Annotated in this window: 29 protein-coding genes; 22 read left to right on the top strand and 7 right to left on the bottom strand. The window is 70.2% G+C overall.

Going from position 1 to position 26,525, the window contains the following annotated elements; translation table 11 throughout:
- Window positions 1–5: 5 nt before the first annotated feature.
- The 9 genes from QRN40_RS01520 (at window position 6) to QRN40_RS01480 (ending at window position 11,079) form a co-directional block, all read left to right on the top strand.
- The gene (locus QRN40_RS01520) at window positions 6–1,538 is read left to right on the top strand and encodes a sugar ABC transporter ATP-binding protein (RefSeq protein WP_285113721.1); all 1,533 of its coding nucleotides are present in this window, start codon (window positions 6–8) and stop codon (window positions 1,536–1,538) included.
- Between the two features lie 47 nt (window positions 1,539–1,585).
- On the top strand, window positions 1,586–2,572 hold the full coding sequence (locus QRN40_RS01515) for an ABC transporter permease (protein WP_285117417.1): 987 nt from the start codon (window positions 1,586–1,588) through the stop codon (window positions 2,570–2,572).
- On the top strand, window positions 2,569–3,606 hold the full coding sequence (locus tag QRN40_RS01510) for an ABC transporter permease (protein ID WP_285113720.1): 1,038 nt from the start codon (window positions 2,569–2,571) through the stop codon (window positions 3,604–3,606). Before QRN40_RS01515 ends, QRN40_RS01510 begins: the two co-directional genes overlap by 4 nt.
- A gap of 48 nt (window positions 3,607–3,654) precedes the next feature.
- On the top strand, window positions 3,655–4,695 hold the full coding sequence (gene rhaS, locus QRN40_RS01505) for a rhamnose ABC transporter substrate-binding protein (protein ID WP_285113719.1): 1,041 nt from the start codon (window positions 3,655–3,657) through the stop codon (window positions 4,693–4,695).
- An 88-nt stretch (window positions 4,696–4,783) separates the two neighbouring features.
- Window positions 4,784–5,158, top strand: coding sequence for an L-rhamnose mutarotase (locus QRN40_RS01500; protein WP_285113718.1), 375 nt, complete (start codon window positions 4,784–4,786; stop codon window positions 5,156–5,158).
- Window positions 5,155–6,318, top strand: coding sequence for an L-rhamnose isomerase (rhaI, locus tag QRN40_RS01495; RefSeq protein WP_285113717.1), 1,164 nt, complete (start codon window positions 5,155–5,157; stop codon window positions 6,316–6,318). The genes QRN40_RS01500 and rhaI overlap by 4 nt, the downstream gene beginning before the upstream one ends.
- A 5-nt stretch (window positions 6,319–6,323) precedes the next feature.
- A complete protein-coding gene (locus tag QRN40_RS01490; RefSeq protein ID WP_285113716.1) occupies window positions 6,324–8,375 on the top strand; it encodes a bifunctional aldolase/short-chain dehydrogenase in 2,052 nt (683 codons plus the stop codon).
- Window positions 8,372–9,808 carry a rhamnulokinase gene (locus QRN40_RS01485; RefSeq protein WP_285113715.1) on the top strand — a complete coding sequence of 479 codons (1,437 nt, stop codon included), beginning with the start codon at window positions 8,372–8,374 and terminating at the stop codon, window positions 9,806–9,808. The genes QRN40_RS01490 and QRN40_RS01485 overlap by 4 nt, the downstream gene beginning before the upstream one ends.
- An 8-nt stretch (window positions 9,809–9,816) precedes the next feature.
- Complete coding sequence (locus tag QRN40_RS01480) at window positions 9,817–11,079, top strand: alpha-hydroxy acid oxidase (RefSeq protein ID WP_285113714.1); 1,263 nt, start codon at window positions 9,817–9,819, stop codon at window positions 11,077–11,079.
- 99 nt (window positions 11,080–11,178) lie between these two features.
- Here the strand turns inward: QRN40_RS01480 and QRN40_RS01475 are convergent, their stop codons facing one another.
- Entirely contained in the window at window positions 11,179–11,472 is a 294-nt protein-coding gene (locus QRN40_RS01475) for a hypothetical protein (protein ID WP_285113713.1), read from the bottom strand.
- A 99-nt stretch (window positions 11,473–11,571) separates the two neighbouring features.
- Here QRN40_RS01475 and QRN40_RS01470 point away from each other — a divergent pair, with 99 nt between their 5' ends.
- The 3 genes from QRN40_RS01470 to QRN40_RS01460 are packed head-to-tail and all read left to right on the top strand — an operon-like array spanning window position 11,572 to window position 13,825.
- Window positions 11,572–12,057 (top strand): MarR family winged helix-turn-helix transcriptional regulator, encoded by a 486-nt coding sequence (locus QRN40_RS01470; RefSeq protein WP_285113712.1) that lies wholly within the window; start codon window positions 11,572–11,574, stop codon window positions 12,055–12,057.
- Window positions 12,054–12,719 (top strand): NADPH-dependent F420 reductase, encoded by a 666-nt coding sequence (locus tag QRN40_RS01465; RefSeq protein WP_285113711.1) that lies wholly within the window; start codon window positions 12,054–12,056, stop codon window positions 12,717–12,719. Before QRN40_RS01470 ends, QRN40_RS01465 begins: the two co-directional genes overlap by 4 nt.
- Before the next feature lie 32 nt (window positions 12,720–12,751).
- On the top strand, window positions 12,752–13,825 hold the full coding sequence (locus tag QRN40_RS01460; protein ID WP_285113710.1) for an LLM class flavin-dependent oxidoreductase: 1,074 nt from the start codon (window positions 12,752–12,754) through the stop codon (window positions 13,823–13,825).
- An 18-nt stretch (window positions 13,826–13,843) separates the two neighbouring features.
- On the opposite strand, the gene treS is transcribed toward QRN40_RS01460, so the two are convergent.
- Both treS and QRN40_RS01450 read right to left on the bottom strand, forming a co-directional pair.
- A complete protein-coding gene (gene treS / locus QRN40_RS01455; RefSeq protein WP_285117416.1) occupies window positions 13,844–16,045 on the bottom strand; it encodes a maltose alpha-D-glucosyltransferase in 2,202 nt (733 codons plus the stop codon).
- A gap of 178 nt (window positions 16,046–16,223) precedes the next feature.
- Window positions 16,224–16,643, bottom strand: a complete 420-nt coding sequence (locus QRN40_RS01450) for a hypothetical protein (RefSeq protein ID WP_285113709.1) — start codon at window positions 16,641–16,643, stop codon at window positions 16,224–16,226.
- A 117-nt stretch (window positions 16,644–16,760) separates the two neighbouring features.
- Between QRN40_RS01450 and QRN40_RS01445 the strand changes: the two genes are divergently transcribed.
- Together QRN40_RS01445 and QRN40_RS01440 are read left to right on the top strand one after the other, a co-directional pair.
- Complete coding sequence (locus tag QRN40_RS01445) at window positions 16,761–17,117, top strand: ArsR/SmtB family transcription factor (protein WP_285113708.1); 357 nt, start codon at window positions 16,761–16,763, stop codon at window positions 17,115–17,117.
- On the top strand, window positions 17,117–18,010 hold the full coding sequence (locus QRN40_RS01440; protein ID WP_285113707.1) for an SRPBCC family protein: 894 nt from the start codon (window positions 17,117–17,119) through the stop codon (window positions 18,008–18,010). Before QRN40_RS01445 ends, QRN40_RS01440 begins: the two co-directional genes overlap by 1 nt.
- A gap of 9 nt (window positions 18,011–18,019) precedes the next feature.
- Here the strand turns inward: QRN40_RS01440 and QRN40_RS01435 are convergent, their stop codons facing one another.
- Complete coding sequence (locus tag QRN40_RS01435; protein WP_285113706.1) at window positions 18,020–18,661, bottom strand: NAD(P)-dependent oxidoreductase; 642 nt, start codon at window positions 18,659–18,661, stop codon at window positions 18,020–18,022.
- A gap of 119 nt (window positions 18,662–18,780) precedes the next feature.
- Here QRN40_RS01435 and QRN40_RS01430 point away from each other — a divergent pair, with 119 nt between their 5' ends.
- The 3 genes from QRN40_RS01430 to QRN40_RS01420 all read left to right on the top strand — a co-directional run bounded on the left by QRN40_RS01430 (window position 18,781) and on the right by QRN40_RS01420 (window position 21,011).
- Window positions 18,781–19,956, top strand: a complete 1,176-nt coding sequence (locus QRN40_RS01430) for an alcohol dehydrogenase catalytic domain-containing protein (RefSeq protein ID WP_285113705.1) — start codon at window positions 18,781–18,783, stop codon at window positions 19,954–19,956.
- Window positions 19,957–20,036: 80 nt separating this feature from the next.
- Window positions 20,037–20,354 (top strand): hypothetical protein, encoded by a 318-nt coding sequence (locus QRN40_RS01425; protein ID WP_285113704.1) that lies wholly within the window; start codon window positions 20,037–20,039, stop codon window positions 20,352–20,354.
- Between the two features lie 72 nt (window positions 20,355–20,426).
- Complete coding sequence (locus tag QRN40_RS01420) at window positions 20,427–21,011, top strand: YdeI/OmpD-associated family protein (RefSeq protein WP_285113703.1); 585 nt, start codon at window positions 20,427–20,429, stop codon at window positions 21,009–21,011.
- A 21-nt stretch (window positions 21,012–21,032) separates the two neighbouring features.
- On the opposite strand, the gene QRN40_RS01415 is transcribed toward QRN40_RS01420, so the two are convergent.
- Both QRN40_RS01415 and QRN40_RS01410 read right to left on the bottom strand, forming a co-directional pair.
- Entirely contained in the window at window positions 21,033–22,493 is a 1,461-nt protein-coding gene (locus QRN40_RS01415; RefSeq protein ID WP_285113702.1) for an MFS transporter, read from the bottom strand.
- Window positions 22,494–22,513: 20 nt separating this feature from the next.
- Window positions 22,514–23,179 carry a TetR/AcrR family transcriptional regulator gene (locus QRN40_RS01410; protein WP_285113701.1) on the bottom strand — a complete coding sequence of 222 codons (666 nt, stop codon included), beginning with the start codon at window positions 23,177–23,179 and terminating at the stop codon, window positions 22,514–22,516.
- Between the two features lie 59 nt (window positions 23,180–23,238).
- Here QRN40_RS01410 and QRN40_RS01405 point away from each other — a divergent pair, with 59 nt between their 5' ends.
- The 3 genes from QRN40_RS01405 (at window position 23,239) to QRN40_RS01395 (ending at window position 25,327) form a co-directional block, all read left to right on the top strand.
- Complete coding sequence (locus QRN40_RS01405; RefSeq protein ID WP_285113700.1) at window positions 23,239–24,105, top strand: SDR family NAD(P)-dependent oxidoreductase; 867 nt, start codon at window positions 23,239–23,241, stop codon at window positions 24,103–24,105.
- Between the two features lie 173 nt (window positions 24,106–24,278).
- Window positions 24,279–24,482: a hypothetical protein gene (locus QRN40_RS01400; protein ID WP_285113699.1), complete on the top strand. Its 204-nt coding sequence runs from the start codon at window positions 24,279–24,281 to the stop codon at window positions 24,480–24,482.
- Window positions 24,483–24,556: 74 nt separating this feature from the next.
- Window positions 24,557–25,327: an EAL domain-containing protein gene (locus QRN40_RS01395; RefSeq protein WP_285113698.1), complete on the top strand. Its 771-nt coding sequence runs from the start codon at window positions 24,557–24,559 to the stop codon at window positions 25,325–25,327.
- 75 nt (window positions 25,328–25,402) lie between these two features.
- Here QRN40_RS01395 and QRN40_RS01390 read toward each other — a convergent pair whose 3' ends face one another.
- Window positions 25,403–25,660 (bottom strand): hypothetical protein, encoded by a 258-nt coding sequence (locus QRN40_RS01390; RefSeq protein ID WP_285113697.1) that lies wholly within the window; start codon window positions 25,658–25,660, stop codon window positions 25,403–25,405.
- A gap of 124 nt (window positions 25,661–25,784) precedes the next feature.
- Between QRN40_RS01390 and QRN40_RS01385 the strand changes: the two genes are divergently transcribed.
- Both QRN40_RS01385 and QRN40_RS01380 read left to right on the top strand, forming a co-directional pair.
- Window positions 25,785–26,099 carry a DUF7882 family protein gene (locus QRN40_RS01385; RefSeq protein ID WP_285113696.1) on the top strand — a complete coding sequence of 105 codons (315 nt, stop codon included), beginning with the start codon at window positions 25,785–25,787 and terminating at the stop codon, window positions 26,097–26,099.
- A 127-nt stretch (window positions 26,100–26,226) separates the two neighbouring features.
- Entirely contained in the window at window positions 26,227–26,481 is a 255-nt protein-coding gene (locus QRN40_RS01380) for a hypothetical protein (protein WP_285113695.1), read from the top strand.
- Window positions 26,482–26,525: the final 44 nt, after the last annotated feature.

Below are 26,525 nucleotides of genomic sequence, written 5' to 3'. Positions count from 1 at the left end.
CGACAATGACGTCCTCAGCAGCCACCGCTCCCGGCGGTCCGCCGGTCCTCGAACTGCGCGGCGTGGCCAAAGCCTTCGGGCAGGTCATCGCTCTCAGCCGAGCCGACCTGACGGTCGAGCAGGCCTCCATCCATGCGCTCGTCGGCGAGAACGGCGCGGGCAAGTCCACCCTCGTCAAGATCGTCGCCGGGCTCTACCAGCGCGACTCGGGCGAGATGCTGTTCCGCGGTGAACCGGTCGACTTCGGCACCACCGCCGAGGCGAAGAGCTCGGGCATCGCGGTCATTTACCAGGAGCCGACGCTCTTCCCGGACCTCTCGGTCACCGAGAACATCTTCATGGGCCGCCAGCCCAGGGACCGGCTGGGGCGGATCGACCGGAAGGCCATGCGCACCGAGGCGCGCGAGATCTTCCGCCGCCTCGGCGTGCACATCGACCCCGACCGCCTGGCCGAGGGCCTCTCCATCGCCGACCAGCAGCTCATCGAGATCGCGAAGGCCATCTCCCTGGATGCGCGGCTCCTGATCATGGACGAGCCGACCGCCGCCCTCTCCGGCGTCGAGGTGGAGCGGCTGTTCGCGGTCGCCCGCAGCCTCCGCGACGAGGGCCGCGGGATCGTCTTCATCTCCCACCGCTTCGACGAGGTCTTCTCGCTGTGCGACCGGATCACGGTCATGCGCGACGGCGCCTACGTCTCGACCGACGACACGGTGGACGTGACGGAGGACGAGATCGTGCGCCGCATGGTCGGCCGGGATGTGACCGAGCTGTTCCCGAAGCAGGTGACGACCGTCGGCGAGCCGCTGCTCGTCGTCGAGCACCTCACCTCGCCGGGCGTCTTCCACGACGTCAGCTTCACGGTCCGGGCCGGCGAGATCGTCGCCCTCGCCGGGCTCGTCGGCGCGGGTCGCAGCGAGATCGCCCGGGCGGTGTTCGGGGTCGACGGCTACACGTCGGGAACTGTCCACGTCGAAGGGCGCGCGGTGCCGAAACGCCGGCCGACCGCGGCGATGGCCGCCGGGCTCGCGCTCGTGCCGGAGGACCGCCGCAAGCAGGGCCTCGTGCTCGAGGAGTCGGTCTCGCGCAACGCGACCCTCGCCATCCGCAACAAGCTGTCGAAGCTCGGATTCATCCGCAGTTCGTCCGAGAACAAGGCCGCGCAGGTGTGGGCGAGCCGGCTGCAGCTCAAGACCAACGCGCTCGACACGCTGACCGGCACGCTGTCCGGCGGCAACCAGCAGAAGGTCGTGCTGGGGAAGTGGCTCGCCACCGACCCGCGCGTCCTCATCATCGACGAGCCCACCCGCGGCATCGACGTCGGGACCAAGGCCGAGGTGCACCGCCTGCTGTCCGAGCTCGCGGGCCGGGGGATCGGCGTGCTCATGATCTCCTCCGAGCTCCCGGAGGTGCTCGGGATGGCCGACCGCGTGCTGGTCGTCCGCGAGGGCCGCATCACGGCCGAACTCGACCGCTCGGTCGCGGACGCCGAGAACGTCATGTACGCCGCCACGCACGCAGTCGAGGAGGCCGCCCGATGACGACACCGACCCTCACCCCCGAGAAGGTCCCGAACGCCGGGGTCCGGATGGCGCGCTCGTTCGTCCGGGCGCGCGAGACGGGCATCCTGGTCGCCATCCTGGTCGTCATCGCGGTGACGACGGCGATCAACCCGTCCTTCCTGTTCAGCGCCGACGGCTGGCGCGACCTCCTGCTCACCCCGGCGATCCTCGCGCTGGTCGCAATCGGCCAGGCGATCGTCATCATCACCCGCAACGTCGACCTGTCCGTCGGATCGGTGGTCGGGCTGACCGCCTACCTGACTGGACGGCTGTTCGCCGACCTCCCGGGCATCCCGATCATCGCGGTCTTCCTCATCGGCGCCCTCGCCGGTGCCGTGCTCGGCCTGATCAACGGCGCGCTGGTCGCCTTCGGCAAGGTCCCCGCGCTCGTGATCACCCTCGGCACGCTGTACGCCTACCGCGGCATCGACGTGCTCTGGGCCGGCAGCAACCGGATCAACGCCAGCGACATCCCGTCCGCGTTCCTCGGGCTCGGGACCGGGTCGTTCCTCAGCATCCCGTACCTCACCATCCTCGCGATCCTGGTGATGCTCGTCGCGGGATGGTTCCTGCGGAACCGCCGCGGCGGTCGCGAGCTGTACGCCATCGGGTCCGACCCGGCCGCCGCCGAGCTGTACGGCCTCAAGGTCACCCGGCGCATCCTCACCGCGTTCGTGCTCTCCGGCGCCTCCGCGGGCCTCGCCGGCGTGCTGTTCGTCGCCCGGTACGGCACGGTCAGCTCGCAGACCGGAACCGGCCTGGAACTGCAGGCCGTCGGCGCGGCCGTCATCGGCGGCGTCGCGATCTTCGGCGGCAGCGGCTCGGTCTACGGCGCCGCCCTCGGCGCGGTCCTGCTGCTCACCATCAACCGGGCGCTGCCCATCCTCGGGATCCAGGACTTCTGGCAGCAGGCGGTGGTCGGCGTCCTGATCATCGGCGCCATCGTCCTCGACCGTCTGCTCTCACTGCGGCTGTCCCGCCGCCTCGTCGCCGAAAGGGAGGTCGCCGCGTGACCGACACCCAGGTGCCCACCCAGGCGCGCCCCCGCACCTACCCGGATTACAGCCGCCCGCTGTGGCAGCGCTGGCTGCTCACCCGCGAGTTCGCGGTGATCGCGGCGCTCGTCGTCGTCGCCATCGTGGCCTCCGCCGTGGTGCCCAACTTCGGCACGCCGGTCACGCTCGGCTTCCTGCTGCTGGATGTGACGCCGATCCTGATGATCGCGCTCCCGATGACCCTCGTCATCGTGACCGGCGAGATCGACCTCTCCGTCGCGAGCACCCTCGGTCTGAGCAGCGTGCTGCTCGGCGTGCTGACCAAGGGCGGCTGGCCGATCGAGGCCGCGATGGTCGTCTGCCTGATCGTCGGGCTGGTCGCCGGTGCGGTGAACGGCTTCCTGGTCACGGTGGTCGGTCTGCCGTCGCTCGCGGTGACGATCGGAACGCTCGCGCTGTTCCGCGGCATTGCGGTGGGACTGCTCGGGACCACGGCGATCACCGACTTCCCGATCTTCTGGCAGACCCTGGTGCAGCAACGGTTCGGCACCACCGGCATCCCCGTCGTCATGGTCCTGGTGCTCGTGCTGATCGTGGTCTTCGCGTTGCTGCTGCACGCCACCCCGTACGGTCGCGGACTGTTCGCCCTGGGCCTCAGCTCGGAGACGGCCTCGTTCTCGGGCGTCAACGTCGGGCGCACCAAGTTCTTCGCCTTCATGCTCACCGGGCTCATCTCGGCGCTCGCCGGGATCTACTGGACGCTGCGCTACGGCAGCGCCCGCGGAGACAACGCCGTCGGACTCGAGCTCTCGGTGATCGCGGCCGTGCTGCTCGGCGGCGTGTCGATCTTCGGAGGGAAGGGCGCCATGCACGGCGTCGTCGCCGGTGTGCTCCTGATCGGCGTGCTCCAGAGCGCGCTGCGGCTCGCGAACGTCAGCTCCGACGCCATCAACATCATCACCGGCGTGCTCCTCATCCTGTCCGTGCTGTCCCCGCGCATCCTCGCGTGGGCGCGCGGCTCCCGTGCCCGGCGACGGCGAAGTAAGCCGTAACGGACCCCCTGCTCCACCCTGCATCCACCCATCCCGAAAGGAACAACGATGTTGCCCTCCACCTCGCGCCGTACCAAGCGCCTGATCGCCATCGGCGCCGGAATCGTCGCCACCGCCCTCGCCGTCACCGGCTGCTCGAGCGGCTCCGGCGGCTCCGGCTCCGGCTCCGGCGACAAGAACTACAAGATCACCTTCCTGCCGAAGAACCTCGGCAACCCGTACTTCGACACCTCCGACAAGGGCGGCGAGACCGCGGTCAAGTCGTTCAAGGGCACCTACAACCAGGTCGGCCCATCGACGGCGACCGCCGACGCCCAGGTCAGCTACATCAACACGCTGACCCAGCAGCAGGTCGGCGCGATCGTGCTCTCGGCCAACGACCCCACCGCCCTGGGGAGCGCCCTCACCCAGGCCAAGTCGGCCGGCGTGAAGATCGTCACGTTCGACTCCGACACCGACGCCAAGTACCGCGACGTCTTCGTGAACCAGGCGACGGCCGAGGGCATCGCCAAGGTGCAGGTCGACACGATCTCGAAGGAGATCGGCGACAGCGGAGAGGTCGCCATCCTGTCGGCCGCCGCCAACGCGACCAACCAGAACGCCTGGATCGACCTCATGAAGAAGGACCTCGCGAAGGACCACCCGAACGTGAAGCTGGTGGACACCGTCTACGGCAACGACGACGACCAGACCTCGTTCGACAAGACCGCGGCGCTGCTGCAGACCCACCCGAACCTGAAGGGCATCATCTCGCCCACCACGGTCGGGATCGCGGCGGCCGCCCGCTACCTGTCCACCTCGGACGCGAAGGGCAAGGTCAAGCTGACCGGGCTCGGCACGCCCAACCAGATGCGCGAGTACGTCAAGGACGGCACGGTCGACGAGTTCGCGCTGTGGAATCCGGAGGACCTCGGCTACCTGGCCGCCTTCGCCGCGAAGGCCCTGATCGACGGGACCATCACCGGCAAGACCGGCGACTCCTTCAAGGCGGGCAAGCTCGGCACCTTCAAGGTGGGCGACAAGGGCACCGTCCTCCTCGGCGACCCGTTCGTGTTCAACAAGGACAACATCGACAAGTTCCACTTCTGATCGCGTCCTGAACCCTCGCCCGGCCGGCGCACGACCGCCGGCCGGGCGACCCCTCCCGTCCCTCTTTCTCTCCTCCTAGGTGGTCCTCATGCAGCGCGCCTGTTTCCGGCTCCGCGTCGATCCGTCGCACCTCGACGAGTACCGCGCCCGGCATGCGGCGGTCTGGCCGGAGATGCTGAACGCATTGAAGGAGACGGGATGGGACAACTACTCCCTCTTCCTCGCCGACGACGGCTGGCTCATCGGCTACGTCGAGGCGCGGGACGACTACCGGTCGGCGCAGCAGCGGATGGAGCTGACCGAGGTCAACTCCCGCTGGCAGGCCGAGATGAGCCGGCTGTTCGACGGACTGGACGGGGCCTCCCCGGATCAGTCGTTCGAGCTGATCCCCGAGATCTTCCACCTCGAGGACCAGCTGGAAACGCTCCACGATGACATCACAAGAAAGGCGCAGGACAAGTGACTGATTTCACGTCGATCCGCGACCAGTTGGCCCTCCAGGCGATCGAACTGCCGAGCTGGGCGTTCGGCAACTCGGGCACCCGGTTCAAGGTGTTCGGCACCCCGGGGACCGCACGCGACCCGTTCGAGAAGATCTCGGACGCCGCACAGGTGCACAAGCACACCGGGCTGGCGCCGAGCGTGGCGCTGCACATCCCGTGGGACCGGGTCGAGAACTACGGCGACCTGAAGAAGCACGCCGAGGACAACGGCGTCGAGCTGGGCACGATCAACTCGAACACGTTCCAGGACGACGACTACAAGTTCGGGTCGGTCACCCACCACGACGACCGGATCCGGCAGAAGGCGATCGACCACCACTTCGAGTGCATCGACGTGATGAACGAGACCGGCTCCCGCGACCTGAAGATCTGGCTGGCCGACGGCACCAACTACCCGGGCCAGGATTCGATGCGCGCCCGGCAGGACCGGCTGGCCGACAGCCTGCAGAAGATCTACGAGCGGATCGGCGAGGGCCAGCGCCTGGTGCTGGAGTACAAGTTCTTCGAGCCGGCGTTCTACCACACGGACGTTCCGGACTGGGGCACAAGCTACGTCCAGACGGCCGCGCTCGGCGATCGCGCGCTCGTCTGCCTCGACACCGGCCACCACGCGCCGGGCACGAACATCGAGTTCATCGTGATGCAGCTGCTGCGGCTCGGGAAGCTCGGCTCGTTCGACTTCAACAGCCGCTTCTACGCCGACGACGACCTGATCGTGGGCGCCGCGGACCCGTTCCAGCTGTTCCGCATCCTGTTCGAGGTGATCCAGGGCGGCGGCTACGCCAACCCGGACGTCGCCTTCATGCTCGACCAGTGCCACAACCTCGAGGCGAAGATCCCGGGCCAGATCCGCTCGGTGCTCAACGTTCAGGAGGCGACCGCGAAAGCGCTGCTGGTCGACACCGAGGCGCTCGACGCGGCGCAGCGCGCGAACGACGTCCTCGCCGCGAACACGGTGTTCATGGATGCGTTCAACACCGACGTCCGCGCGGACCTCGCCGCGTGGCGCGAGTCCCGCGGCCTGCCCGCCGACCCGATGGCCGCCTACAAGGCCAGCGGCTACCAGCAGAAGATCGAGACCGAGCGCGTGGGCGGCACCCAGGCCGGATGGGGAGCCTGAGCCAGATGACCTCGAAAGAACAGGCGAATCAGACCGTCTCGGACCTCTTGGCCCGCTCCAACCGCCTCGGGTCGGATCCCGCGAACACGAACTACGCGGGCGGGAACACGTCCGCCAAGGGGACCGAGACCGACCCGGTGACCGGTGAGCCGGTCGAACTGCTCTGGGTGAAGGGCTCCGGGGGAGACCTCGGGACGCTGACCGAGCAGGGCCTCGCGGTGCTGCGCCTCGATCGCCTCCGCGCGCTGCAGAACGTCTATCCGGGCGTCGAGCGCGAGGACGAGATGGTCGTCGCGTTCGACTACACCTTGCACGGCAAGGGCGGTGCGGCTCCGTCGATCGACACCGCGATGCACGGCCTGGTGGATGCGGCCCACGTCGACCACCTGCACCCCGACTCCGGGATCGCGATCGCGACCGCCGCCGACGGCGAGCGGCTGACGGCGGAGGTGTTCGGCGGACGCGTGGTGTGGGTGCCCTGGCGGCGTCCCGGCTTCCAGCTCGGTCTCGACATCGCCGCGATCAAGGAGGCGAACCCGGACGCGATCGGCACGATCCTGGGCGGCCACGGCATCACGGCCTGGGGCGAGACCAGCGAGGAGGCGGAGGCCAACTCGCTGTGGATCATCCGGACCGCGGCCGACTACATCGAGGCCAACGGCCGTCCCGAGCCGTTCGGCCCGGCGCTTGCGGGGTACGAGCCGCTGCCGGAGGCCGAGCGGCGCGCGAAGGCGGCGGCGCTGGCTCCGCACCTGCGCGCCATCGCCTCCACCGACCGGGTGCAGGTCGGCCACTTCAGCGACTCGGATGTCGTCCTCGACTTCCTGGCGTCGTCCGAGCACCCGCGGCTCGCCGCACTCGGCACGAGCTGCCCCGACCACTTCCTCCGCACCAAGGTGAAGCCGCTCGTGCTGGACCTGCCGGCCGACGCCTCCATCGAGGACTCGGTGGCCCGGCTGGAGGAGCTGCACGAGCTGTACCGCGCCGACTACCAGGCGTATTACGACCGGCACGCCACGGCGGACTCGCCCGCGATCCGCGGCGCAGACCCGGCGATCGTGCTCATCCCCGGCGTCGGGATGTTCTCCTACGGCAAGGACAAGCAGACCGCCCGGGTGGCGGGCGAGTTCTACACGAACGCGATCAACGTGATGCGCGGCGCCGAGGCGCTCTCGACCTACGCGCCCATCCCCGAGTCGGAGAAGTTCCGCATCGAATACTGGGCGCTGGAGGAGGCGAAGCTGCAGCGGATGCCGAAGCCGAAGCCGCTCGCCGGCCGCATCGCGCTCGTCACGGGTGCCGCCTCCGGCATCGGCAAGGCGATCGCGACCCGGCTGGCGGGGGAGGGGGCGTGCGTCGTCATCGCCGACCTCGACCTCGCGAAGGCGCAAGCCGCCGCCGCGGAGATCGGCAATGCCGATGTGGCGATCGGCGTCGCCGCGGATGTGACCGACGAGAAGGCGGTGGAGGCGTCCATCCGGGATGCGCTGCTCGCCTTCGGCGGACTCGACCTGGTGGTCAACAACGCCGGTCTGTCGATCTCGAAGCCGCTGCTGGAGACTACGAACGCCGACTGGGACCTGCAGCACAACGTGATGGCGAAGGGCTCGTTCCTGGTCTCGCGGGCCGCGGCGAAGGTGCTGATCGAGCAGAAGCTCGGCGGCGACATCGTCTACATCTCGTCCAAGAACTCGATCTTCGCGGGGCCGAACAACATCGCCTACTCGGCGACCAAGGCTGACCAGGCGCACCAGGTGCGGCTGCTTGCAGCCGAGCTCGGTGAGCACGGCATCCGTGTCAACGGCATCAACCCGGACGGCGTCGTGCGCGGCTCGGGCATCTTCGCCGGCGGCTGGGGCGCCAAGCGCGCCGCGGTGTACGGCGTGCCCGAGGAGGAGCTGGGCCAGTACTACGCGCAGCGCACCCTGCTCAAGCGCGAGGTGCTGCCCGAGCACGTGGCCAACGCGGTGTTCGTGCTGTGCACGAGCGACCTCGACCACACCACGGGCCTCCACATCCCGGTGGACGCCGGGGTCGCGGCCGCCTTCTTGCGATGAGCGACGCGTTCGGCACCGTCGCTGCGGTCGACCTGGGCGCGACCAGCGGGCGCGTCATGCACGCGCGCGTCGGCCCGGGGACGCTCGACCTGACGGAAGCCGCGCGGTTCCCGAACACGCCCGTCCGGGTGTGGGAGGGCGACCGCGCGGCCCTGCACTGGAACCTGACCGGGCTGTTCGCCAGCGTGCTCGACGGGCTCGCGTCGGTCGCGCGCACCGATCCGGGGCTCGCCTCCATCGGGGTGGACTCCTGGGCGGTCGACTACGGCCTGCTTCGTGCGGGCAGGCTGCTGGGCCAGCCCTACCACTACCGCGACGAGCGGACCGCGCGCGGCGTCTCGCTGGTGCACGACGTCGTCCCGTCGGGGGAGCTGTACCGCGAGGGCGGTCTGCAGTTCCTGCCGTTCAACTCGCTCTACCAGTTGGCGGTGGATGCGGCCGACGGCTCGTTCGAGGCCGCGGAACGCTTCCTGCTCGTCCCCGACCTGATCACGTACTGGCTGACCGGTGCCGAGCACGCGGAGCGGACCAACGCCTCCACCACCGGCCTCCTCACCGCGGACGGTGCCTGGAACGACACCCTCATCGCCCGGCTGGGGCTCCCGCGGCACGCCTTCGCTCCGCTGGTGGATGCGGGCACGCCGGTTGGCGGGCTGCTGCCGTCGCTGGCCGCCGACCTGCCGTTCGGCGGGTCCGGTCCGGCTGTCACGGCGGTCGGCTCGCACGACACCGCGTCGGCCGTGGTCGCGGTGCCGATGGATGCGTCCCGCGCCGCCTACATCTCCTGCGGCACCTGGGGACTCGTCGGGGTGGAGCTGTCGCACCGCGTCGTCTCCGAGGAGGGACGCGCAGCCAACTTCACCAACGAGGGCGGGGTGGATGGGCGCATCCGCTACCTGCACAACGTCATGGGACTGTGGCTGCTGAGCGAGTCCCTGCGGGAGTGGCAGCGCCGGGGCCTGCACGTCGGGCTGGAGACCCTGCTTGCGGAGGCGACCGAGCTGCCCCGTCCCGCCGAGGTGTTCGACGCGGACGATCCGCGCTTCCTCGCACCCGGCGACATGCCCGCGCGGATCGCCGCGTGGTTCGAGGAGCGCGGCCTGCGCGCCCCCGCATCCCCGGCCGGGATCGTGCGCGTCATCGTGGAGAGCCTGGCCGCCGCGTTCGCGTCGACCGTCAAGCAGGCCGCGGCGCTGACCGGGGTGCCGGTGGAGTCCATCCACATCGTCGGCGGCGGCGCCCGAAACGCCCTGCTGTGCCAGGCGACCGCGGACCGCAGCGGGCTGCCCGTGCTCGCCGGCCCGGTCGAGGCGACCGCGATGGGCAACGTCCTCGTCCAGGCCCGCGCGGCGGGCTTCCTCACCGGCGACCTGGAGACGCTCCGCGCCCTGGTCGCCCGCACGACTCAGATCATCCGTTACGACCCTCGATAGGATCTCCCATGGTCACTCGCCAATTCCCGAAGCCGGTCGAACTGCTGGAACTGATGCAGTTCAAGAAGCCGGAGCTGAACCTCAAGAAGCGGCGGCTGGAGTCGGCGCTCACCATCGAGGACCTCGCGCGGATCGCTCGGCGGCGCACGCCGAAGGCGGCGTTCGACTACACCGAGGGTGCCGCCGAGGGGGAACTGTCGCTGGCCCGGGCCCGGCAGGCGTTCCAGGATGTGGAGTTTCACCCGTCGATCCTCCGCGATGTGTCCTCGGTGGACACGTCGTGCGAGATCTGGGGCGGCCCGTCGGCGCTGCCGTTCGGGATCGCGCCGACCGGGTTCACGCGGCTCATGCAGACCGAGGGCGAGACCGCCGGGGCCGGCGCGGCCGCGGCTGCGGGCATCCCGTTCACGCTGTCCACCCTGGGGACGACCTCGATCGAGGGGGTGAAGGCGGCGAACCCGCACGGCCGGAACTGGTTCCAGTTGTATGTGATGCGGCAGAAGGAGATCAGCTACGGCCTCGTCGAGCGGGCAGCGGCGGCAGGGTTCGACACCCTGTTCTTCACGGTGGACACTCCGGTCGCGGGGGCGCGGTTGCGGGATAAGCGCAACGGGTTCTCCATCCCGCCCCAGCTGACCCTCGGGACGATCGTGAATGCGATCCCGCGTCCGTGGTGGTGGTACGACTTCCTGACCACGCCGAAGCTGGAGTTCGCGTCGCTCTCTGCGACCGGCGGAACGGTCGGTGACCTGCTGAACGCGGCGATGGACCCGTCGATCGACTACGACGACCTGGCCGAGATCCGGGCGCTGTGGCCGGGGAAGCTGGTGATCAAGGGTGTGCAGAACGTGGAGGACGCCCGCCGGCTGGTGGACGCCGGCGTGGATGGGATCGTGCTCTCCAACCACGGAGGACGCCAACTCGATCGCGCGCCCATCCCGTTCCACCTCCTCCCCGAGGTCGTGCGCGAGGTCGGCCGCCACACCGAGATCGCGATGGACACCGGCATCATGAACGGCGCCGACATCATCGCCGCCTACGCGCTGGGTGCGAAATTCACCCTCATCGGCCGGGCGTACCTGTACGGCCTGATGGCCGGCGGGCGCGAAGGGGTCGACCGCACCATCCAGATCCTCACCGACCAGCTGGTCCGCACCATGAAGCTGCTGCAGGTCACCTCCCTCGCCGAACTCGGACCGCAGCACGTGACGCAGCTCGCGCGGCTGCAGCCGCTGCGCCGCGACACGTCGCGCGACGGCGTCGACGCCTGACGATTTGCGCCAATTGTGCGGAATGGCCTCGCCATACCCCACATTTGGCGCAAATGATGCCGGGGGCAGGCGAAAGGGCCACGCCGGACGGCCGGGACGCTAGCGCGGGGTGTACTCGTAGACGACGGCGGAGAAGTGGTCGCCGAGCTCGACCCACGACTCGGGGCCGTGGAAGGCCAGCCGGTACTGGACGTTGAGGAGCGGACCCAGCACGTCGAGCACGTCGGGGTGGAACGGCGTCCCCGGCGGGAAGCCGAGTCCGAAGCTGTGGATGATGCTGTCGTCCGCCGCACGCAGCCACACGCCCCAGCCCTGGCTGACCGGCGTCGCGACCACCCGGAAGACGTGCGCGGGGTCGTAGTCGGCGGGCAGGGCGTCCGGCAGCTCGGTCATGCTGCAACGCTACAAGGCGCGCGCCGCGGCGGGAACAATCCGACGGCCATCGTGGTTGATTGACGTGTCACCTACATGGACGAGATCACGAAGGACCCCATGACCCCCACCGACGCCCCGGAGCGCCTCACCGACCGCGAGCTCGCCGTCTGGCGCGCGCTGCTCGACACCACCGCAGACCTGCGCAGACTCCTCGCGGCAGAACTGCAGCAGGTCGAGCTCTCGCCGGGCGACTACGCCGTCCTGCTGGCGCTGACGGAGGCGCCCGACCGCGCGTTGCGCTCCTCCGAGGTCGCCGACGCGATCGACTGGGAGCGGAGCCGTGTCTCCCACCAGCTCGGCCGCATGGAACGGCGGGGGCTCATCCTGCGCACCGAATGTCCCGGCGACAACCGCGGCGCCCTCGTCGTCCTCACCGACGACGGCTACGACGCGATCCGGCGGGCGTCCGGCCCGCACCTGCGAGCCGTCAAGCGCCTGTTCGCAGACGCCCTGCAACCCCAGCAGATCGAGAGCCTCGCCGAAGTGCTCGAAAGCATCCGTCACCATCTCGACTCCACCGTTCCGGAAGGACTCACCGCATGACCACCGACACCCTTCGGCCGCGCGTCGCGATCCTCGGCGTCGGGCACGTCGGCTCCGCGCTCGCGCGCATCCTGCTCGACGCCGGGTACGACGTGGACGTGGCCGCCTCCGGCGACCCGCAGCGCATCCAGCTGATCGCCTCCGTCGTCATGCCCGGCGCGCGTGCCCGCTGGGCCGCGGACGCCGTCGCGGACGCAGACGTCGTCATCCTCGCCATCCCGCTGCACCGCTTCGCGACGCTCGACCACGGGATGCTCGCGGGCAAGCTCGTCATCGACTCGATGAACTACTGGGCGCCGACCGACGGCATCCAGCCGCTCTTCGAGGACCCGTCACTCACCAGCAGCGAGATCGTGCAGCAGCGTCTGGCCACATCCACGGTCGTCAAGACCTTCAACCACATCGGCTACCACGAGATGGAGGAGGACCGGCGGCCCGCCGGCGATCCCGACCGCCGCGCGCTGGGCGTCGCCTCCGACGACCCTGAGGCGGCCGCTCTCGTCGCCTCCCTCATCCAGGACGTCGGCTACGACGTCGTCCTCGCCGAGAGCCTCCGCGACGGCGTCGCGTTCGAGCCCGGCGGACCGGTGTTCGGGGCGCGCCTCGACGCGAGCGCTTTCCGCGCCGCCGTCGCCGGCGAGCTCGAACCGGCCGCCGCCTGACACACCTTCCCACCCCCGGAAAGAACCCACAAATGAATACCGCACCAGAGCCCACCACCGACACCACCACCGAGCCGGGCTTCCCGCTCACCTTCGGCCTCAACACCTTCGGCGACGTCACCCGAGACGCCTCGGGGCAGCCGATCTCGCACGCTCAGACCATCCGCGACCTCGTCGGCCACGGCGTCGCCGCAGAAGAGGCAGGTCTCCACTACTTCGGGATCGGCGAGCACCACACCGACGACATGCCGCTCTCAGCGGCCGACGTCGTACTCGGCGCGATCGCCGCGCGCACCGAGCGCATCCACCTTGGTTCCGCCGTCACCGTGCTCAGCTCGGACGACCCGGTCCGGGTGTTCCAGCGCTACTCCACCCTGAACGCGGTCTCCGACGGCCGCGCCGAGATCATCCTGGGCCGCGGCTCCAGCATCGACTCGTTCCCGCTGTTCGGCTTCGACCTGTCCGACTATGAGGAACTGTTCGAGGAGAAGACGAACCTCTTCGCGCACCTGCTCGAGGGAGGTCCGGTCACCTGGGAGGGGAACACCCGGCGCGGACTGCGGGACCAGGATGTGGTGCCCCACCTCGCGGCGCCCCTCCCGACGTGGATCGGCGTGGGCGGCAGCCCCGAGTCCGTCATCCGGACGGCGCATTACGGCTTCTCGCTCATGCTGGCAGTCATCGGCGGCCCGGTCGCGCGCTTCGCGCCGTACACGGAGCTGTTCCACCAGGCGCTCGAGCAGTTCGGCCGGCCGCAGCAGCCGATCGGGCTGCACTCGCCGGGGCACGTCGCCGCGACCGACGAGCAGGCGCGCGAGGAGTTCTGGCCGCACTTCCGCGACATGATGACCAAGGTCAGCGCCACCCGCGGGTTCGCCATTCCGACCGAGGCGTCGTTCCAGCGGGAACTCGGGCCGGACGGAAGCCTCTACGTCGGCTCGCCCGAGACGGTGGCCACCAAGATCGCGGCCAACCTCCCGGTGGTCGGCGCCAACCGCTTCGATCTGAAGTACGGGATCCCCGGCATGACGAACGAGTCGCTGCTCACCAACATCCGGCTGTTCGGCGAGGAGGTCGTCCCCCGGGTGCGCGAGCTGCTCGCCTGATTCCAGGCGCTCCGCCCGCTACCCGTCCGCCGGCGTCCGCTGCAGCACCAGGAAGCGGGCGCCGTACGCCGGCACGCTCACCGGGAAGCTCGCCAGGTCGTCGACCGTCCCCACCTCGCTGTCGTCGGCCGCATCCACGACCAGCGCGCGGTGGGGGAGCGCCTCCGAACGGACGGTGCCCTCCACTGCGTCGCCCGTCATGTTGAGCACGGTCAGCTGCACGATCGGCAGGCCCTGCTCATCCACCGACTCCAGCTCGTGCACCATGACCAGCATCCCGGGATGCGCGACGTCGGGCACGTCCACCTGACGGGCCGTGGCGATGCCCCAGCGGTTCCGGATGCGCAGCAGCGCGCCCAGACGGCTCGCGAACGAGTCGCGCGTGCCGAGCTGCTCGGGCAGCGTGCCGTACAGGGAGCGCGCCCGCGGCATCCCGGACGCCGACCGCTCCGCCTCCGGCGCCACGCCGAGCAGGTCGTGAGCGCCGCGCTCCACCCAGCGGGTGTCGCCCTCCGCGATCAGGTCGGCCACCTCGGAGCGCGGAATGGTCAGCGAACCGAGCAGGTCCCATCCCGACAGCGCGAACACGCCGGGCTGCCAGGCGTTGAAGGCCGCGAGCAGCAGGTGCGCGTCACGGATCGCCGGGATGTCGTTCTCGGTGATCGACTCCAGGGTGGCGTGTCCCTGCGTCGCCGCGATCAGCGACGCGGACGTGCAGGCGATCCCGTTGGTCGTGAAGACGAGGTTGTAGTCCGCGGTCGGCTCGGTGATGGCGTCGACGAGGTCCTGGCGGATGCGGTGGGCCAGCTCGCCGCCGGTGATCTCCTCGCCGCGGAACGTGTACACCTGGTTCTGGTGCAGCGTCGCCCAGTGCACGAGTTCGTAGGTGAGCTCGTCGTGGTTCTGCATGCCGTGCACCAGGGAGACCGGCTCGACGCCCAGCTCCAGCGACGTGCGCAGCGTCAGCCGCAGGAACTCGGTGTCGCCGGTCGCGAGAGCGTGGTGGTAGGCGGGACGGTTGATGAAGTCGTACGACAGGTCGGCGCCGACCGCGCCGGTGTCGCGGATGTCCTCGACCGTCAGGTTCAGCTCCTGGAAGGTGAACCCGCCGACCTTGCGCACCATGCCCGCGATGATGTGGTTCGCCGCGTGCGAGAGCGGGTGCCCCTCCGACCAGGCGGGCATCCCTTCGGCACTCTTCTCCACGCCGAGGAAGCCGTTCGCATCCAGCCGCAGGGCGCTCGTGCCCAGATCGCCGAGGGAGTGCAGCGCGTCGCCGATCACCAGGCGCATGCCCGAGAAGGTCGGGTCGAGCCAGTTCACCGACGGCTGGCCCTCCTTGAAGTAGTGGAGGTACACCCAGCGGCGGGTGATGCCGTCGACCCCGATGACGGGGGCTGTCGCACTCCAGTTCGTCTCCTTGACGCCGGGGGCGAAGAAGATGACGCGCTGCAACTCGCCGATGATGTACCCGCGGTCGGCGAGCGCCGCCTCGGTCGACTCGTCCAGGTTCACCGAGTCACGGCCGTCCGGCACCTCGGGGAGCAGGTGCCACTCGTCCGGCGGGATCTCGACCATGTGGTAGATCCCGGGGTAGTCCTTGTACGCCATCTCGGCGAGGCGGAAGTCCGCGCCCTTGCCGGTGTGGCCCGGGACGATGTCGTCGATGACGACGCCGCCGTGCTCCTCGGCCACGTCCGTCATCCGGCGGAACGTCTCCTCGTCGCCGAACGCCGGGTCGATCTGCGTGCCGATGCGGTCGAAGTGTCCGTCGACGCTCGGCGTCTCCTGCCAGCCGCGGATGCCGCCGGCCCGCTTCACCGGACCGGTGTGGACGCCGTTGATCCCGATCCGCTCGAACGCCGACCACAGCTCCGGGTCGGCCAGAGCGGTCAGGAACGACTCGTGCGGGCGCGTGATCAGCGAGATCGGGTACGCGGTGAACCACACGTCCGAGGTCGAGACCGCGCGGCGCGCGTCCGGCCGGGCGTACGGGTTTCGCCACATGCTGGGGGAGCCGGACAGCTGACGGCTCAGCACATCCGCATCCTTCAGCATCGACTGGCGGACCAGCCACTCCACGTACGCCGGGTTCTGCCCGTTCGCCGCTCGCGGGTCGGAGAAGGTGCGGCGGATGCTGCCGCCGCGCAGATTCGCGCGCGGACGCAGGCGGCGAGGGCGTGCGGGATACAGCTGCTCGTCGTACGTGATCTCCTGCATCTCGGGGACGGCCTCCTCGGCCTCCTCCGTCTCCGGCAGAGTCTCCGTCGCCCCTCCAGCTTGCGTGTCCTGCTCCGTCACCTCGAGTGCCTCGTCGTCCACGTGGTCTCCTTCCCTGACTGCCAACGTAAACCCGGAAACGTGCGCCGTCTCCCGCGCGGGGTCAGGTTTCAGGATGTCATTCGCTGAGACGCTCGATCAGCTGCCCCTTGCTGAGCTTTGAGACGTTCCGGAGTCCGCGGGCGCGGGCCGCATCCCGCAGCGCCTGAACGGTCAGCTGGTCGAGCTCCGGATCGTGCGGGGCCGTGGTGGCGGCCGAGCCGGCGAACTCCGCAGCGGTGTCGACCTGGTCGTCGCGCACCGACGGGAGGGGCGGGGTGAGGTCCGGGACGGTGGCGGGGTCGGCATCGGCTTTCCCTTCGGGCGCGGCAGGCTTGTCGGAGCCCAGCCGGGCGACCTGCTTCCGGAGGGCGTGCGCGCGTTTCTTCGCCTTCTTCTTGTCGAGCCGCTTCACGGCGGTGATGGCGTCGGCGACCGCGTCTTCCGCCCGCTTGAGGGCCTTCTCGGCCGCCTTCTCGAGTTTCTTCTGCTTCGCCATGCCGTCTCCGCTCCGTCCATCGGATCCCGTTCCCCTACGTCATGAACGGTGCCACCAGGTCGCCGCGTCGGCAACCCGCGCCTTCGTTGCATCAGTACAGAGTGATATCATGGGCGCATGAACTCGTTCGCGCTTCTCGCCGACCCGGTACGGCGACGGATGGTCGAGCTGCTCGCGGAGGAGGAGGCGGCCGCGGGCGCCGTGGGCGCCGTCGTGATGCGCGAGTTCGGGATCGGGCAGCCGGCCGTGTCCAACCAGCTCCGCGTGCTGCGCGAGGCGGATGTGGTCACGGCGGAGCGCCGCGGCTCCCAGCGCATCTACCGGCTGCGGCCGGGAGCGCTCGACGAGGTCGCCGCGTGGGTGGAGCGGTACGCGGGCCTGTGGGGTCAGCGGATGGATGCGCTCGAGACGGAGCTCGCGCGCGGCCGGTCGCCGCGTCGCCTGGCCGGGGATGAGTCGGACGAGGAGGAATGATGGACGACCGCATCGTCCGCGCACTGATCGGGTCGCGCGAGCAGCCCGAGATCGTGCTGCGCCGCGAGTACGACGCGACACCGGAGGAGGTGCGCGACGCGTGCACGTCCCTCCCGCGGCTGGCCCGCTGGCTGGGGACCGTCGGCGGAGCGCCCGCCGGCGTCGGCGACGCGTTCACCGTCGACCTGGGATCCGGTGCGTCCGCGGCCGGCCGCGTGCTCCACTGCGACCGGTCGTCCGTCGCCGTGTCGTGGGCGGCGGACTCGGAGCCCGGCAGCATCCTGGAGGCGCGGCGGACGCCCGAGGGTCCCGGCCGGACCGCACTCGAGCTGCGTCATCGGATCGCCCGTCCGGAGACCGTCGCCGCCGACGGCTTCGCATGGGAGCACCTGGTCGACTCCCTGGCGCACTCGGTGGAGGGGGTGAACCCACCCGCACCGAACCGCAGCACCTGGGAGCGTCTGGCGCTCCGCCCGCTCGACCTATCGCGGACGATCGCCGCCGACCGGTCGCGCGTGTGGGATGCCCTGAGCACCGCCGAGGGGTTGCGCAGCTGGTGGTGGCGGCACTGGCCCGACGTCACGATCCAGGCCGACGTGCGCCCCGGCGGCGGCTACCGCATCGTCGCACCGGCCGCGGGCATCGTGCTCGAGGGCACGTACCTGGCCGTCGAGCCGAGGGAACGGCTGGCGTTCACCTGGGTGTGGCGCGACGAGGACGGCAGCAGCAGGGACGAAGCCGTGGAGATGCGGTTGACCGGCGACGGTCACCAGACCGGCCTCAACGTGCGGCACACCGGGCCGTGGGCGGACGACGCCCCCGCCGAGTCCTACCTCCAGGGGTGGCGGTTCACCCTCGGAGAGCTCGACGCGGTCGTCGCCAGCGCCCCCTGACAGAGCGAGTCAGTACACGAAGTGGATCTGCGAGCGGCTCCGGGTCGGGGTCTCGATCTCGTCGATGACCGCCTGGGCGAAGTCCTCGCCGCCGATGATCGACACGCCCTCGTCGTCGAAGAGTGCGACGTCCTCGCCCACGCGGTAGGTGCCGCGCCGGTCCTGCTGCGGTGCGTACGCGCCGTAGGTGCCCGCCGGGCTGACGAACAACCAGTCCAGACCCTCGGGTGCGTTGTCGATCAGGTCGCCGAGCACCGCGTTCAGCTCGCGCGCCTCGTCGGCGAACTGCGGCGGGATGTCGTCGCCCTCCGCGAACCGAGGGGCGTCAGGAGCCGGGCGCAGCGAACTGAACCCGCCGATGACGACCAGGCGAGCACCGGATGCCGCCGCCAGCTCGGCGAGGCGGCCGTAGCGCCGACCGAGCGTTCCGGCGCTGTCGCCGCGCGGGGAGACGGTGGCGACGATCACGTCGGCGCCGTCGATCGCCTGCTCCGGCTCGTCCGCCGAGCCGGTCAGGTACGTCACGCCGTCGACGGGCTCGCTCGGCTCCGAGCGGCTCAGCGAGGTCACGTGATGTCCGCGGGACGCGGCCTCCGCCGCGATGTGCGATCCGGTGAACCCGGTGCCTCCGATGATCGAGATGTTCGCCATGTCGTCGCCTTCCTCCGGGGGCGACCGTCGCCCCTCACGGTTCCGAACCCCGAGGCGCGACGCTTTCTTCCCGGCCGCCACCGGTAGCGTCCGACCGGCCCTCGGCGTATGAACGGTCCATGAGAGCACTCACCTGGCAGGCCACCAAGAAGGTCGAAGTCGTCGACGTCCCCGATCCGATCATCCAGGAGCCGACGGACGTGATCGTGCGCATCACCTCCACGGCCATCTGCGGCAGCGACCTGCACCTGTACGACGTGCTCGGTCCGTTCCTCGCCAAGGGCGACGTGCTCGGCCACGAGCCGATGGGCATCGTGGAGGAGGTGGGCTCCGCGGTGCGCACCCTCGGTGTCGGCGACCGGGTGGTCATCCCGTTCGTGATCGCGTGCGGCGAGTGCTTCATGTGCCGGCGCGGCCTGACGACGCAGTGCGAGACGACGCAGAACTACGATCACGGCACCGGGGCGAGCCTGTACGGCTACACGGAGCTGTACGGTTCGGTGCCCGGCGGACAGGCCGAGCGGCTGCGCGTTCCGCTGGCGGACTTCAACGCGTACAAGGTCGGCTCCGAGCTGCCCGACGAGCGCTACCTCTTCCTGAGCGACATCCTGCCGACGGCGTGGCAGGGCGTGCAGTACGCGCAGTTGCCCGAGCACGGGGTGCTTGGCGTGATCGGACTGGGGCCGGTCGGCCAGTTCGTGAGCCGCATCGGCGTGCACCTCGGCCACCGCGTGATCGCGGTCGACCCGGTCCCGGAGCGGCGCGCGATGGCGGAGCGGCACGGCGTCGACACGTTCGACCTGAGCGACGACATCCCGGCGTGGTTCCGCGAGGCGACCGACGGGCGCGGTCCGGACTCGGTGGTCGACGCGGTCGGGATGGAGGCGCACGGCAACCCCGCGACGGCGGCCGCGCAGTCGGCGGTGGGACTCCTGCCCGATGCGGTCGCGCAGAAGCTGATGACGACCGTCGGCGTGGACCGCATGGCCGCGATGACGCTGGCGTTCGACGCCGTCCGCCGCGGCGGGACCGTCTCCCTCAGCGGTGTCTACGCCGGCGTCGCCGACCCGGTGCCGTTCATGAACCTCTTCGACAAGCAGGTGACGATCCGGATGGGGCAGTGCAACGTGCAGGCCTGGCGCGACGAGATCCTGCCGCTGGTGGAGGACCCGGCCGACCCGCTCGGCACCGAGGACCTCGTCACCCACAAGGTCCCGTTGGAGGACGCGCCGCACATGTACGACGTGTTCCGAGACAAGGAGGACGGCTGCATCAAGGTGGTGCTCACGCCCTGACCCGGCGCGCCGCGCGGAGCCACCGTCTCCCGTGATGTCAACCGCCTGCGCGTCGGCGGATCGGGCCTACCGTCCTCCCCATGAGGCACGTGACCTATGCGGACCAGTCCCTGCTGATAGGCGATGAAGCGGCGGACCTCTTGATGAGGTACGCGACGGCCCTCGGCCAGAGCGGCGGGGCCGACGCGGTGACCCTGCGCGCGCTCGGCTCCGACGGAAACGACGTGGACGCCACGTTCCTGCTGGGCCCGGGGTCGGTGCTGATGGTGGAGACCGCGAACACCGAGACTCCCGAACCGGACAACCTCGCGGTCACCGCGTACCTGCGGGAGCGGGTGGATGCGCTCACCCGGCCGTTCGGCCTGGGCGCCGACGATCGGGCACCGGGCGACGACTAGTCCCCCCGGGCATCCCGATCCTGGCTTCCCGCCCCTGGCGCGGCGTCATAGGCATGAGGAATAGTGGCAGCCATGGCGCAGCCGGACACCGACCACCTGATCGTGGCCGATGCCGCCGCGTGGCGCGCCTGGCTTGACGACAACGAGCTCACCTCCGACGGCGTCTGGCTCGTCCTCGCCAAGAAGGGGACGACCGACCCGACCTCGCTCACCTACAGCGACGCGCTCGCCGAGGCGCTGTGCAGCGGCTGGATCGACGGTCGGCGGCGCTCGCGCGACGAGACCACCTTCGTGCAGCGCTACACCCCGAGGCGGAAGTCGTCCCTGTGGTCGCAGCGCAACATCGGCCTGGTCGCCACCCTCACCGCCGAGGGCCGGATGCGCCCGAGCGGCCAGGCCGAGATCGAGCGCGCCCGGGCGGACGGCCGCTGGGAGCGCGCGTACGCCGGCTCGGCATCGGCCGAGGTGCCCGAGGACCTCCAGGCGGCGCTCGCCGCATCCCCGGCCGCCGCCGAAGGGTTCCAGCGGCTGAACGCACAGAACCGGTACGCGGTGCTCCACCGCGTGATCACCGCTCCGAGCACGACCAGCCGCGCCAACCGCCTCGCGAAGCTGGTGGCGATGCTGGAGCGCGGGGAGACGCCCTACCCGCAGTAGCCCGGAGCGGCCGGACAGGGGTCAGACGCCCGTCTTCCCGGCCTTGTGCCGCTCCCGCAGGTCCACCAGCCCCACGACGAGCGCGACCGCGAGCAGCGCCAGCGTCACCAGGTAGCCCGCACGGACGGCGTCGTGGTACTGCCCGACCGGATGGTCGCCGCCGCCCGGGACCATGGCGAAGAACACGGCCGTCACCAGCGCGACGCCGACGGCCGTGCCGACCCGCTGACCCAGCTGGGCGATGGAGCCGGCGGCGCTGCCCTCCTCCGGCGGCACCTCCGACAGGGTGAGCGTCTGGTTCGGCGAGATGACGAAGCCGCCGCCGATTCCGCCGACCAGCGTCGAGGCGGCCATGAACCACTCCGCGGAGGACGGGGGCGCCAGGGTCGCCGAGGCCAGCAGCGCGCCGATCCCGACGATGACGATCACCAGGCCGACCACGACGAGGGCGCGTCCGAATCGCTGGACCAGCCGACCGCCCACGAACGCCGACACGGCGGCGCCGAGGGCGAAGGGCACGCTCACCAGGCCGGCGGCGAGCGGTTGCGCGTGGAGTCCCTCCTGGAGGAACAGCGTCGTGACCAGGAAGCTCGCGGGAAGGCCGGCGAAGTACACCGCGGCGATGAGGATGCCGTTGCGGTACGACGCCAGGCGGAACAGGTCCAGATGGACGATCGGGGACAGACCCCGGCGGGCGTACGCCCGCTCCCAGAGCAGGAAGGCCGCGCCGAACGCGACGAAGGCGACCAGCCAGAGCCAGCGGAGCGGGTCGTCGGACGGAGAGCCCGTGGTCAGCAGGAACGGGAGCATCAGCCCGAGGATGGCGCCGGCGAGCAGGACCAGCCCGACCGGGTCGAGTTCCGTCCCGCCCGAGCCGCGATCCTGCGTCCGTGGCAGATAGCGCAGCGCGAAGAACAGCGCGATGGCCCCGCAGGGCACGTTGAACCAGAACAGCAGGCGCCAGCCCTCTTCGGCGCCTCCGATCGCGATCAGGGATCCGGCGAGGCTCGGCCCGATGGCGGTGGCGATACCGACCATCGCCCCGAAGACGCCGAAGGCGCGCCCCCGCTCCTCCCCGCGATAGAGCTGCTGGATCATCCCGAGCACCTGCGGCATCTGCACGCCCGCGGCGGCGCCCTGCAGGAACCGGGTGATCGTCAGCCAGAGGATATTCGGCGCCAGCGCGCACAAGGCGCTCGCCAGGCTGAACCCGATCAGGCCGATGACGAACATCGCGCGGCGCGAGCGGGTGTCGCCGAGGCGACCGGACGGGACGAGGGTCAGCCCGAAGGCGAGCGCGTAGCCGGCCACGATCAGCTGCAGCTGGGTCGAGTCGGCGTGCAGCGAGCGCTGGATCGACGGAAGCGCGACGTTCACCCCGGACAGGTCGAGGATGGTGAGCGCACCGACGGCGATGGACACTGCGAAGGCGGGAGCCCGGCCCTGGTGGGTCATGGGCGGGGCGGAGGAGACGTCGGTCACGCCGACACCGTACGCCCGCTTCAGCCGGCCAGCGCCCCCGTCAGATAGGCGGCCAGGATGCGCCGGAGCCGCGGTTCCAGGTCGATCAGGGCGTGGCCGAGCCGCGGGTCGGAACGGTACAGCTCGGCGATCTCGGGCGGCGGGGTGGAGATCTGCCAGAAGGTGCCCGCCAGCGACGTGGCGACCGCGACGAGGTCGGCGGCCGCGGTGCGCGGCAGCTCGGGGAGCGTCTCCCGGACCGCGTCGGCGATCCGCGCGAGACTCGCGCCCGTGGTCAGCTTGAAGGCGCGCACCGCTTCGACCGACACGTTGCGCTCCAGGTTGAGGGGAGCCTGGGCGAGCAGGTCGCAGAACGGTCCGCGGGCGGCGAGCGTCGAGGCGAAGGCCGCAGCGACCCCGTGCGGGGTGGAGGCGGCGGCGATCCGGTCGGACAGTACGGGCGTCCACTCCCGCCAGCCGTCCGCTGTGAGCCGCAGGAAGATCTCCTCGCGGGTCTCGAAGTAACGGAGCATCGCCGACTTGTGCATCCCGACGGCATCGGCGATGTCGGTGAGGGTGACGGCGCGGATGCCGCGCTCGGCGCCGAGGGCGCGCGCGGCATCCAGGATGGCCTGCTCGCGTGCCGCCTTCGCTTCGGGGGAACGGGCGCGCTGGAAGGCGGTCTCGCGGTCGGTGGCGTCGCTCATGCTGACAGTTTACTGCAACCGGGTTGCATTAGTTAAAGAAACGATGTTTCATTATCCCCATGGAACAGACATGGTTCATCACCGGATCCTCGCGCGGCTTCGGCCGCGCCCTCGTCGTCGCCGCCCTTCAGGCCGGCGATCGGGTGGCCGCCACGGCGCGCCGCCCCGAGCAGCTCGACGACCTGGTCGCCGAGTACGGAGACCGCATCCTCCCGCTCGCCCTCGATGTCACCGACCCCGCCCGCGCCGGGGAGGCGCTGCGCGAAACGCGCGACCGCTTCGGCCGCGTCGACGTCATCGTCAACAACGCCGGCTACGCCAACGTGTCCCCGATCGAGACGACGGACGACGCCGACTTCCGCACCCAGTTCGAGACGAACTTCTGGGGCGTGTACAACGTCAGCAAGGCGGCGATCCCGCTGCTGCGTGCGCAGGGCGGCGGCCTCGTGATCCAGTTCTCGTCCGTCGGCGGCCGCGTGGGCGGCTCGCCCGGCATCGCCTCGTATCAGGCGGCGAAGTTCGCGATCGACGGCTTCAGCCGGGTGCTCCGCGCCGAGACGGCTCCGTTCGGCGTGAAGGTGCTGCTGGTGGAGCCGAGCGGGTTCCGCACCGACTGGGCCGGATCCTCGATGGAGGTCCGCGAGATTCCCGAGGGGTACAACGACACGGTCGGGGCGATGAACCGCCGAGTGCGTCAGGCGGGCGACGGTCCCGCAGGCGACCCGGTGCGCGCGGCGGAGATCCTGGTCCGCGTCGCCAAGCGCTCCGACATCCCGCAGAACCTCCCGCTCGGCGTGAACGCGACCGAGATGAGCGTCGCGCAGGACCGCCGTCTGCTCGCCTCCGACCTCGAATGGTCGGCCGTCAGCCGCAGTGCCGACGCCGACCAGCCGTACCCCGCCGCCTTCCCGCCCGACGCCGCCTGACGCAGGCCGCCCTCTCTGTCCCCGCCGCCGTCGTCGATCCCGAGAGCGGACGGATTGTGACGATTCGGTGAACGTGCCGCGGAGTGACTGCCCGAGAAGCTGTGCAGTGGCTATGCTTCGGAGCGTCCCGCGGGGTACAGGGGGTACCGCGGCACGAGATAGGGGGAGCGGCAATGCAGGGTCTGTCATCGGCAGGAGCCTTCGCAGCGGCGATCGCGCTAGCGGCGGTCGTCCTGCTGCTTGCGCCGGTCGGCGAGGCGATCGTTCCGGCTGTGCAAGCAGTGGATCTGGTGATCGCGGCGGTCGCGGGGGCGGCTGCGGCGACCTTCCTGGGCATCGCGGGAGGCCAGCGTCACCGTCGTCGGAGGGCCCGCTAGCGTCAACGGGCCCGATCGCGCAAGGGGTCACCCCGAAAGTTGACAACGTCCCCCGTCCTGGGGATCATCCGAATGTGACGTTGGTGGACGGGACCCTCGAGGACTTCGCCCGCGATTTCGAGATCGCGTTGGCGCAGCGCCAGGTCACGGCCGCCTATCAACCCCAGATCGATGTCGCCGACGGCTCCGTCGTGGGGGTCGAGGCTCTCGCCCGGTGGACGCATCCGAACCACGGCTCCGTCGCGCCCGACGTCTTCGTGGACATCGCCCAGAAGACCGGTCTGCTCCCGCTGCTGACGGCGCGGATCATCTCCGACGTGACCGCCGAGTACATCCCCGGCTGCACCATCGACGTGGCCGTGAACGTCTCGGCCACCCAGCTGGACGACCCGTCGCTCCTCGACATGTTCGAGGGTGCGTTCGCGACCGGGCGGTGCGATCCTGCGACGCTGACGGTCGAGGTCACCGAGAGCCACAGCATCCCGCGCCCCGAGCGCGCCGCGGGACTCCTGGAGTCGCTGGCCGCCGCCGGGGTCACGATCTCGGTCGACGACTTCGGCACCGGCCACTCGTCGTTCGCGCGGGTGGAGGCGCTGCACGCGCGCGAGCTCAAGCTGGATAAGAGCCTGGTGCAGGCCGACGATCGCACCCGCGAGGTCGCTCAGATCATCTCCGAGGCGCACCGGCGCGGCATCCGCGTCGTGGGCGAGGGCGTCGAGACCCGCCACCAGCTCGACCGGCTGGCAGAGGCCGGCTGCGACCGGGCCCAGGGCTACCTGATCTCGAAGCCGCAGCGCGCCAAGGCGCTCTTCTCCTGGTACCAGGAGCGCCGGCGCCGCTCCTGACGGGCCGACAGGGTCTGGAGACAGGAAACGCGCGGTCCTGAGATCAGGGCCGCGCGCGTCCGGTGTTCGCGTGGGTCAGAGGGCGTCGAACGAGTCGATGTCGACGCGCGGCTCCTCCTGGCGGGGAGCGGGCGGATCGACCTCGATCTGCGCCCAGGTGACGGGCATGCCGGGGGAGAACAGGACATCGACGCCGGGGCCGCCGCGCAGCGGCGGGATGGTGACGTAGCCGCCGCCGGCCCGCACGGCCTCGAGGATCTTGCTCCGCAGGTCGTCCACCGGATCGGGCAGGAAGTAATCCTTTCCATCGACCGTGAGGCGGTGAACGATCATGCGGTGATCCTTTCGGCGGGGATGTTGTAGAAGACTATCGCGGCGTCACGATACACCCGTATTCCGTGCGGGTAAGCTCGCAAGACCACCGAACACGCGCCACCTGACACCCTGAAAGGCATCCGTGGGCACCCTCCGTTACGACGGCGAAAGCTACGAGCTCGACGACCGTCTCCTGTTCCACATGCAGATCGCGATCAGCACCAAACTGCGTCGCGGCGAGAACTTCTTCCTCACCTGGCCCGTCCCCGCCGAACTGGGCAGCGGCCGTCACACCATCTGGGTCGACAACGGCGTCCCCCTGCACATCTTCTTCTCCGGCTCGAAGGTCCCGACCCTCAACAAGGACTGGATCGAGACCATGATCCAGACCGGCGCCCGGGCCTCGGGGATGATCGTCATGGAGGAGTCGGAGACGCGCTCCCCGGGCGGTCGATGACGCTGGGCCAGCGCTTATAGCGGAAGCGCGAATCCAAAGCAAGGCCCCCCGATTTTCTTGCTTCGCCGAACCGGTAGTTCGATCATCTAACTAGATCTTCGAACCGCCCAACGACAAAGGAAGAATCATGGCCGAGTCCCTCGCAGACATCATCGATCTCCCCACCGAGTACGTCTCCTGGCACTCGCCGGCGGCCGCACTGTGGGTGGCCTCGACTCCGACGGCGTACGTGGGCATGGTCGACCGGAACCACGACGGTTTCGTCGCCACCGACTGCACCGGCCGCGAGCTGGGCGTGTACGTGACGCAGGAGTCCGCACGCATCGCCGTCTACGGCGCGTGGGTGGCTCCGGCCCCCGAGGAGCAGGCGCTCATCGCCTGATCGCAGAGACCATCCCGGGCGGCGTTTCGGGTGCGCCTACCGGG

It is taken from the genome of Leifsonia sp. fls2-241-R2A-40a (genome assembly GCF_030209575.1).
Lineage (GTDB): Bacteria > Actinomycetota > Actinomycetes > Actinomycetales > Microbacteriaceae > Leifsonia.
The sequence above is the reverse complement of the archived record's forward strand: the minus strand, read 5'-3'. Positions and strand labels throughout refer to the sequence as shown.

Bases quoted from the DNA above. Each gene is read 5' to 3' on its own strand.
- QRN40_RS01515 (WP_285117417.1), top strand. From the start codon at position 1,586: ATGGCGCGCTCGTTCGTCCGGGCGCGCGAGACGGGCATCCTGGTCGCC.
- QRN40_RS01490 (WP_285113716.1), top strand. From the start codon at position 6,324: ATGACCTCGAAAGAACAGGCGAATCAGACCGTCTCGGACCTCTTGGCC.
- QRN40_RS01470 (WP_285113712.1), top strand. From the start codon at position 11,572: ATGACCCCCACCGACGCCCCGGAGCGCCTCACCGACCGCGAGCTCGCC.
- QRN40_RS01465 (WP_285113711.1), top strand. From the start codon at position 12,054: ATGACCACCGACACCCTTCGGCCGCGCGTCGCGATCCTCGGCGTCGGG.
- QRN40_RS01410 (WP_285113701.1), bottom strand. From the start codon at position 23,179: ATGAGCGACGCCACCGACCGCGAGACCGCCTTCCAGCGCGCCCGTTCC.
- QRN40_RS01435 (WP_285113706.1), bottom strand. From the start codon at position 18,661: ATGGCGAACATCTCGATCATCGGAGGCACCGGGTTCACCGGATCGCAC.
- QRN40_RS01475 (WP_285113713.1), bottom strand. From the start codon at position 11,472: ATGACCGAGCTGCCGGACGCCCTGCCCGCCGACTACGACCCCGCGCAC.
- QRN40_RS01400 (WP_285113699.1), top strand. From the start codon at position 24,279: ATGCAGGGTCTGTCATCGGCAGGAGCCTTCGCAGCGGCGATCGCGCTA.
- treS (WP_285117416.1), bottom strand. From the start codon at position 16,045: ATGCAGGAGATCACGTACGACGAGCAGCTGTATCCCGCACGCCCTCGC.
- QRN40_RS01405 (WP_285113700.1), top strand. From the start codon at position 23,239: ATGGAACAGACATGGTTCATCACCGGATCCTCGCGCGGCTTCGGCCGC.
- QRN40_RS01430 (WP_285113705.1), top strand. From the start codon at position 18,781: ATGAGAGCACTCACCTGGCAGGCCACCAAGAAGGTCGAAGTCGTCGAC.
- QRN40_RS01380 (WP_285113695.1), top strand. From the start codon at position 26,227: ATGGCCGAGTCCCTCGCAGACATCATCGATCTCCCCACCGAGTACGTC.
- QRN40_RS01390 (WP_285113697.1), bottom strand. From the start codon at position 25,660: ATGATCGTTCACCGCCTCACGGTCGATGGAAAGGATTACTTCCTGCCC.
- QRN40_RS01480 (WP_285113714.1), top strand. From the start codon at position 9,817: ATGGTCACTCGCCAATTCCCGAAGCCGGTCGAACTGCTGGAACTGATG.
- QRN40_RS01425 (WP_285113704.1), top strand. From the start codon at position 20,037: ATGAGGCACGTGACCTATGCGGACCAGTCCCTGCTGATAGGCGATGAA.
- QRN40_RS01500 (WP_285113718.1), top strand. From the start codon at position 4,784: ATGCAGCGCGCCTGTTTCCGGCTCCGCGTCGATCCGTCGCACCTCGAC.
- QRN40_RS01440 (WP_285113707.1), top strand. From the start codon at position 17,117: ATGGACGACCGCATCGTCCGCGCACTGATCGGGTCGCGCGAGCAGCCC.
- QRN40_RS01485 (WP_285113715.1), top strand. From the start codon at position 8,372: ATGAGCGACGCGTTCGGCACCGTCGCTGCGGTCGACCTGGGCGCGACC.
- QRN40_RS01460 (WP_285113710.1), top strand. From the start codon at position 12,752: ATGAATACCGCACCAGAGCCCACCACCGACACCACCACCGAGCCGGGC.
- QRN40_RS01520 (WP_285113721.1), top strand. From the start codon at position 6: ATGACGTCCTCAGCAGCCACCGCTCCCGGCGGTCCGCCGGTCCTCGAA.
- QRN40_RS01445 (WP_285113708.1), top strand. From the start codon at position 16,761: ATGAACTCGTTCGCGCTTCTCGCCGACCCGGTACGGCGACGGATGGTC.
- rhaS (WP_285113719.1), top strand. From the start codon at position 3,655: ATGTTGCCCTCCACCTCGCGCCGTACCAAGCGCCTGATCGCCATCGGC.
- QRN40_RS01420 (WP_285113703.1), top strand. From the start codon at position 20,427: ATGGCGCAGCCGGACACCGACCACCTGATCGTGGCCGATGCCGCCGCG.
- QRN40_RS01450 (WP_285113709.1), bottom strand. From the start codon at position 16,643: ATGGCGAAGCAGAAGAAACTCGAGAAGGCGGCCGAGAAGGCCCTCAAG.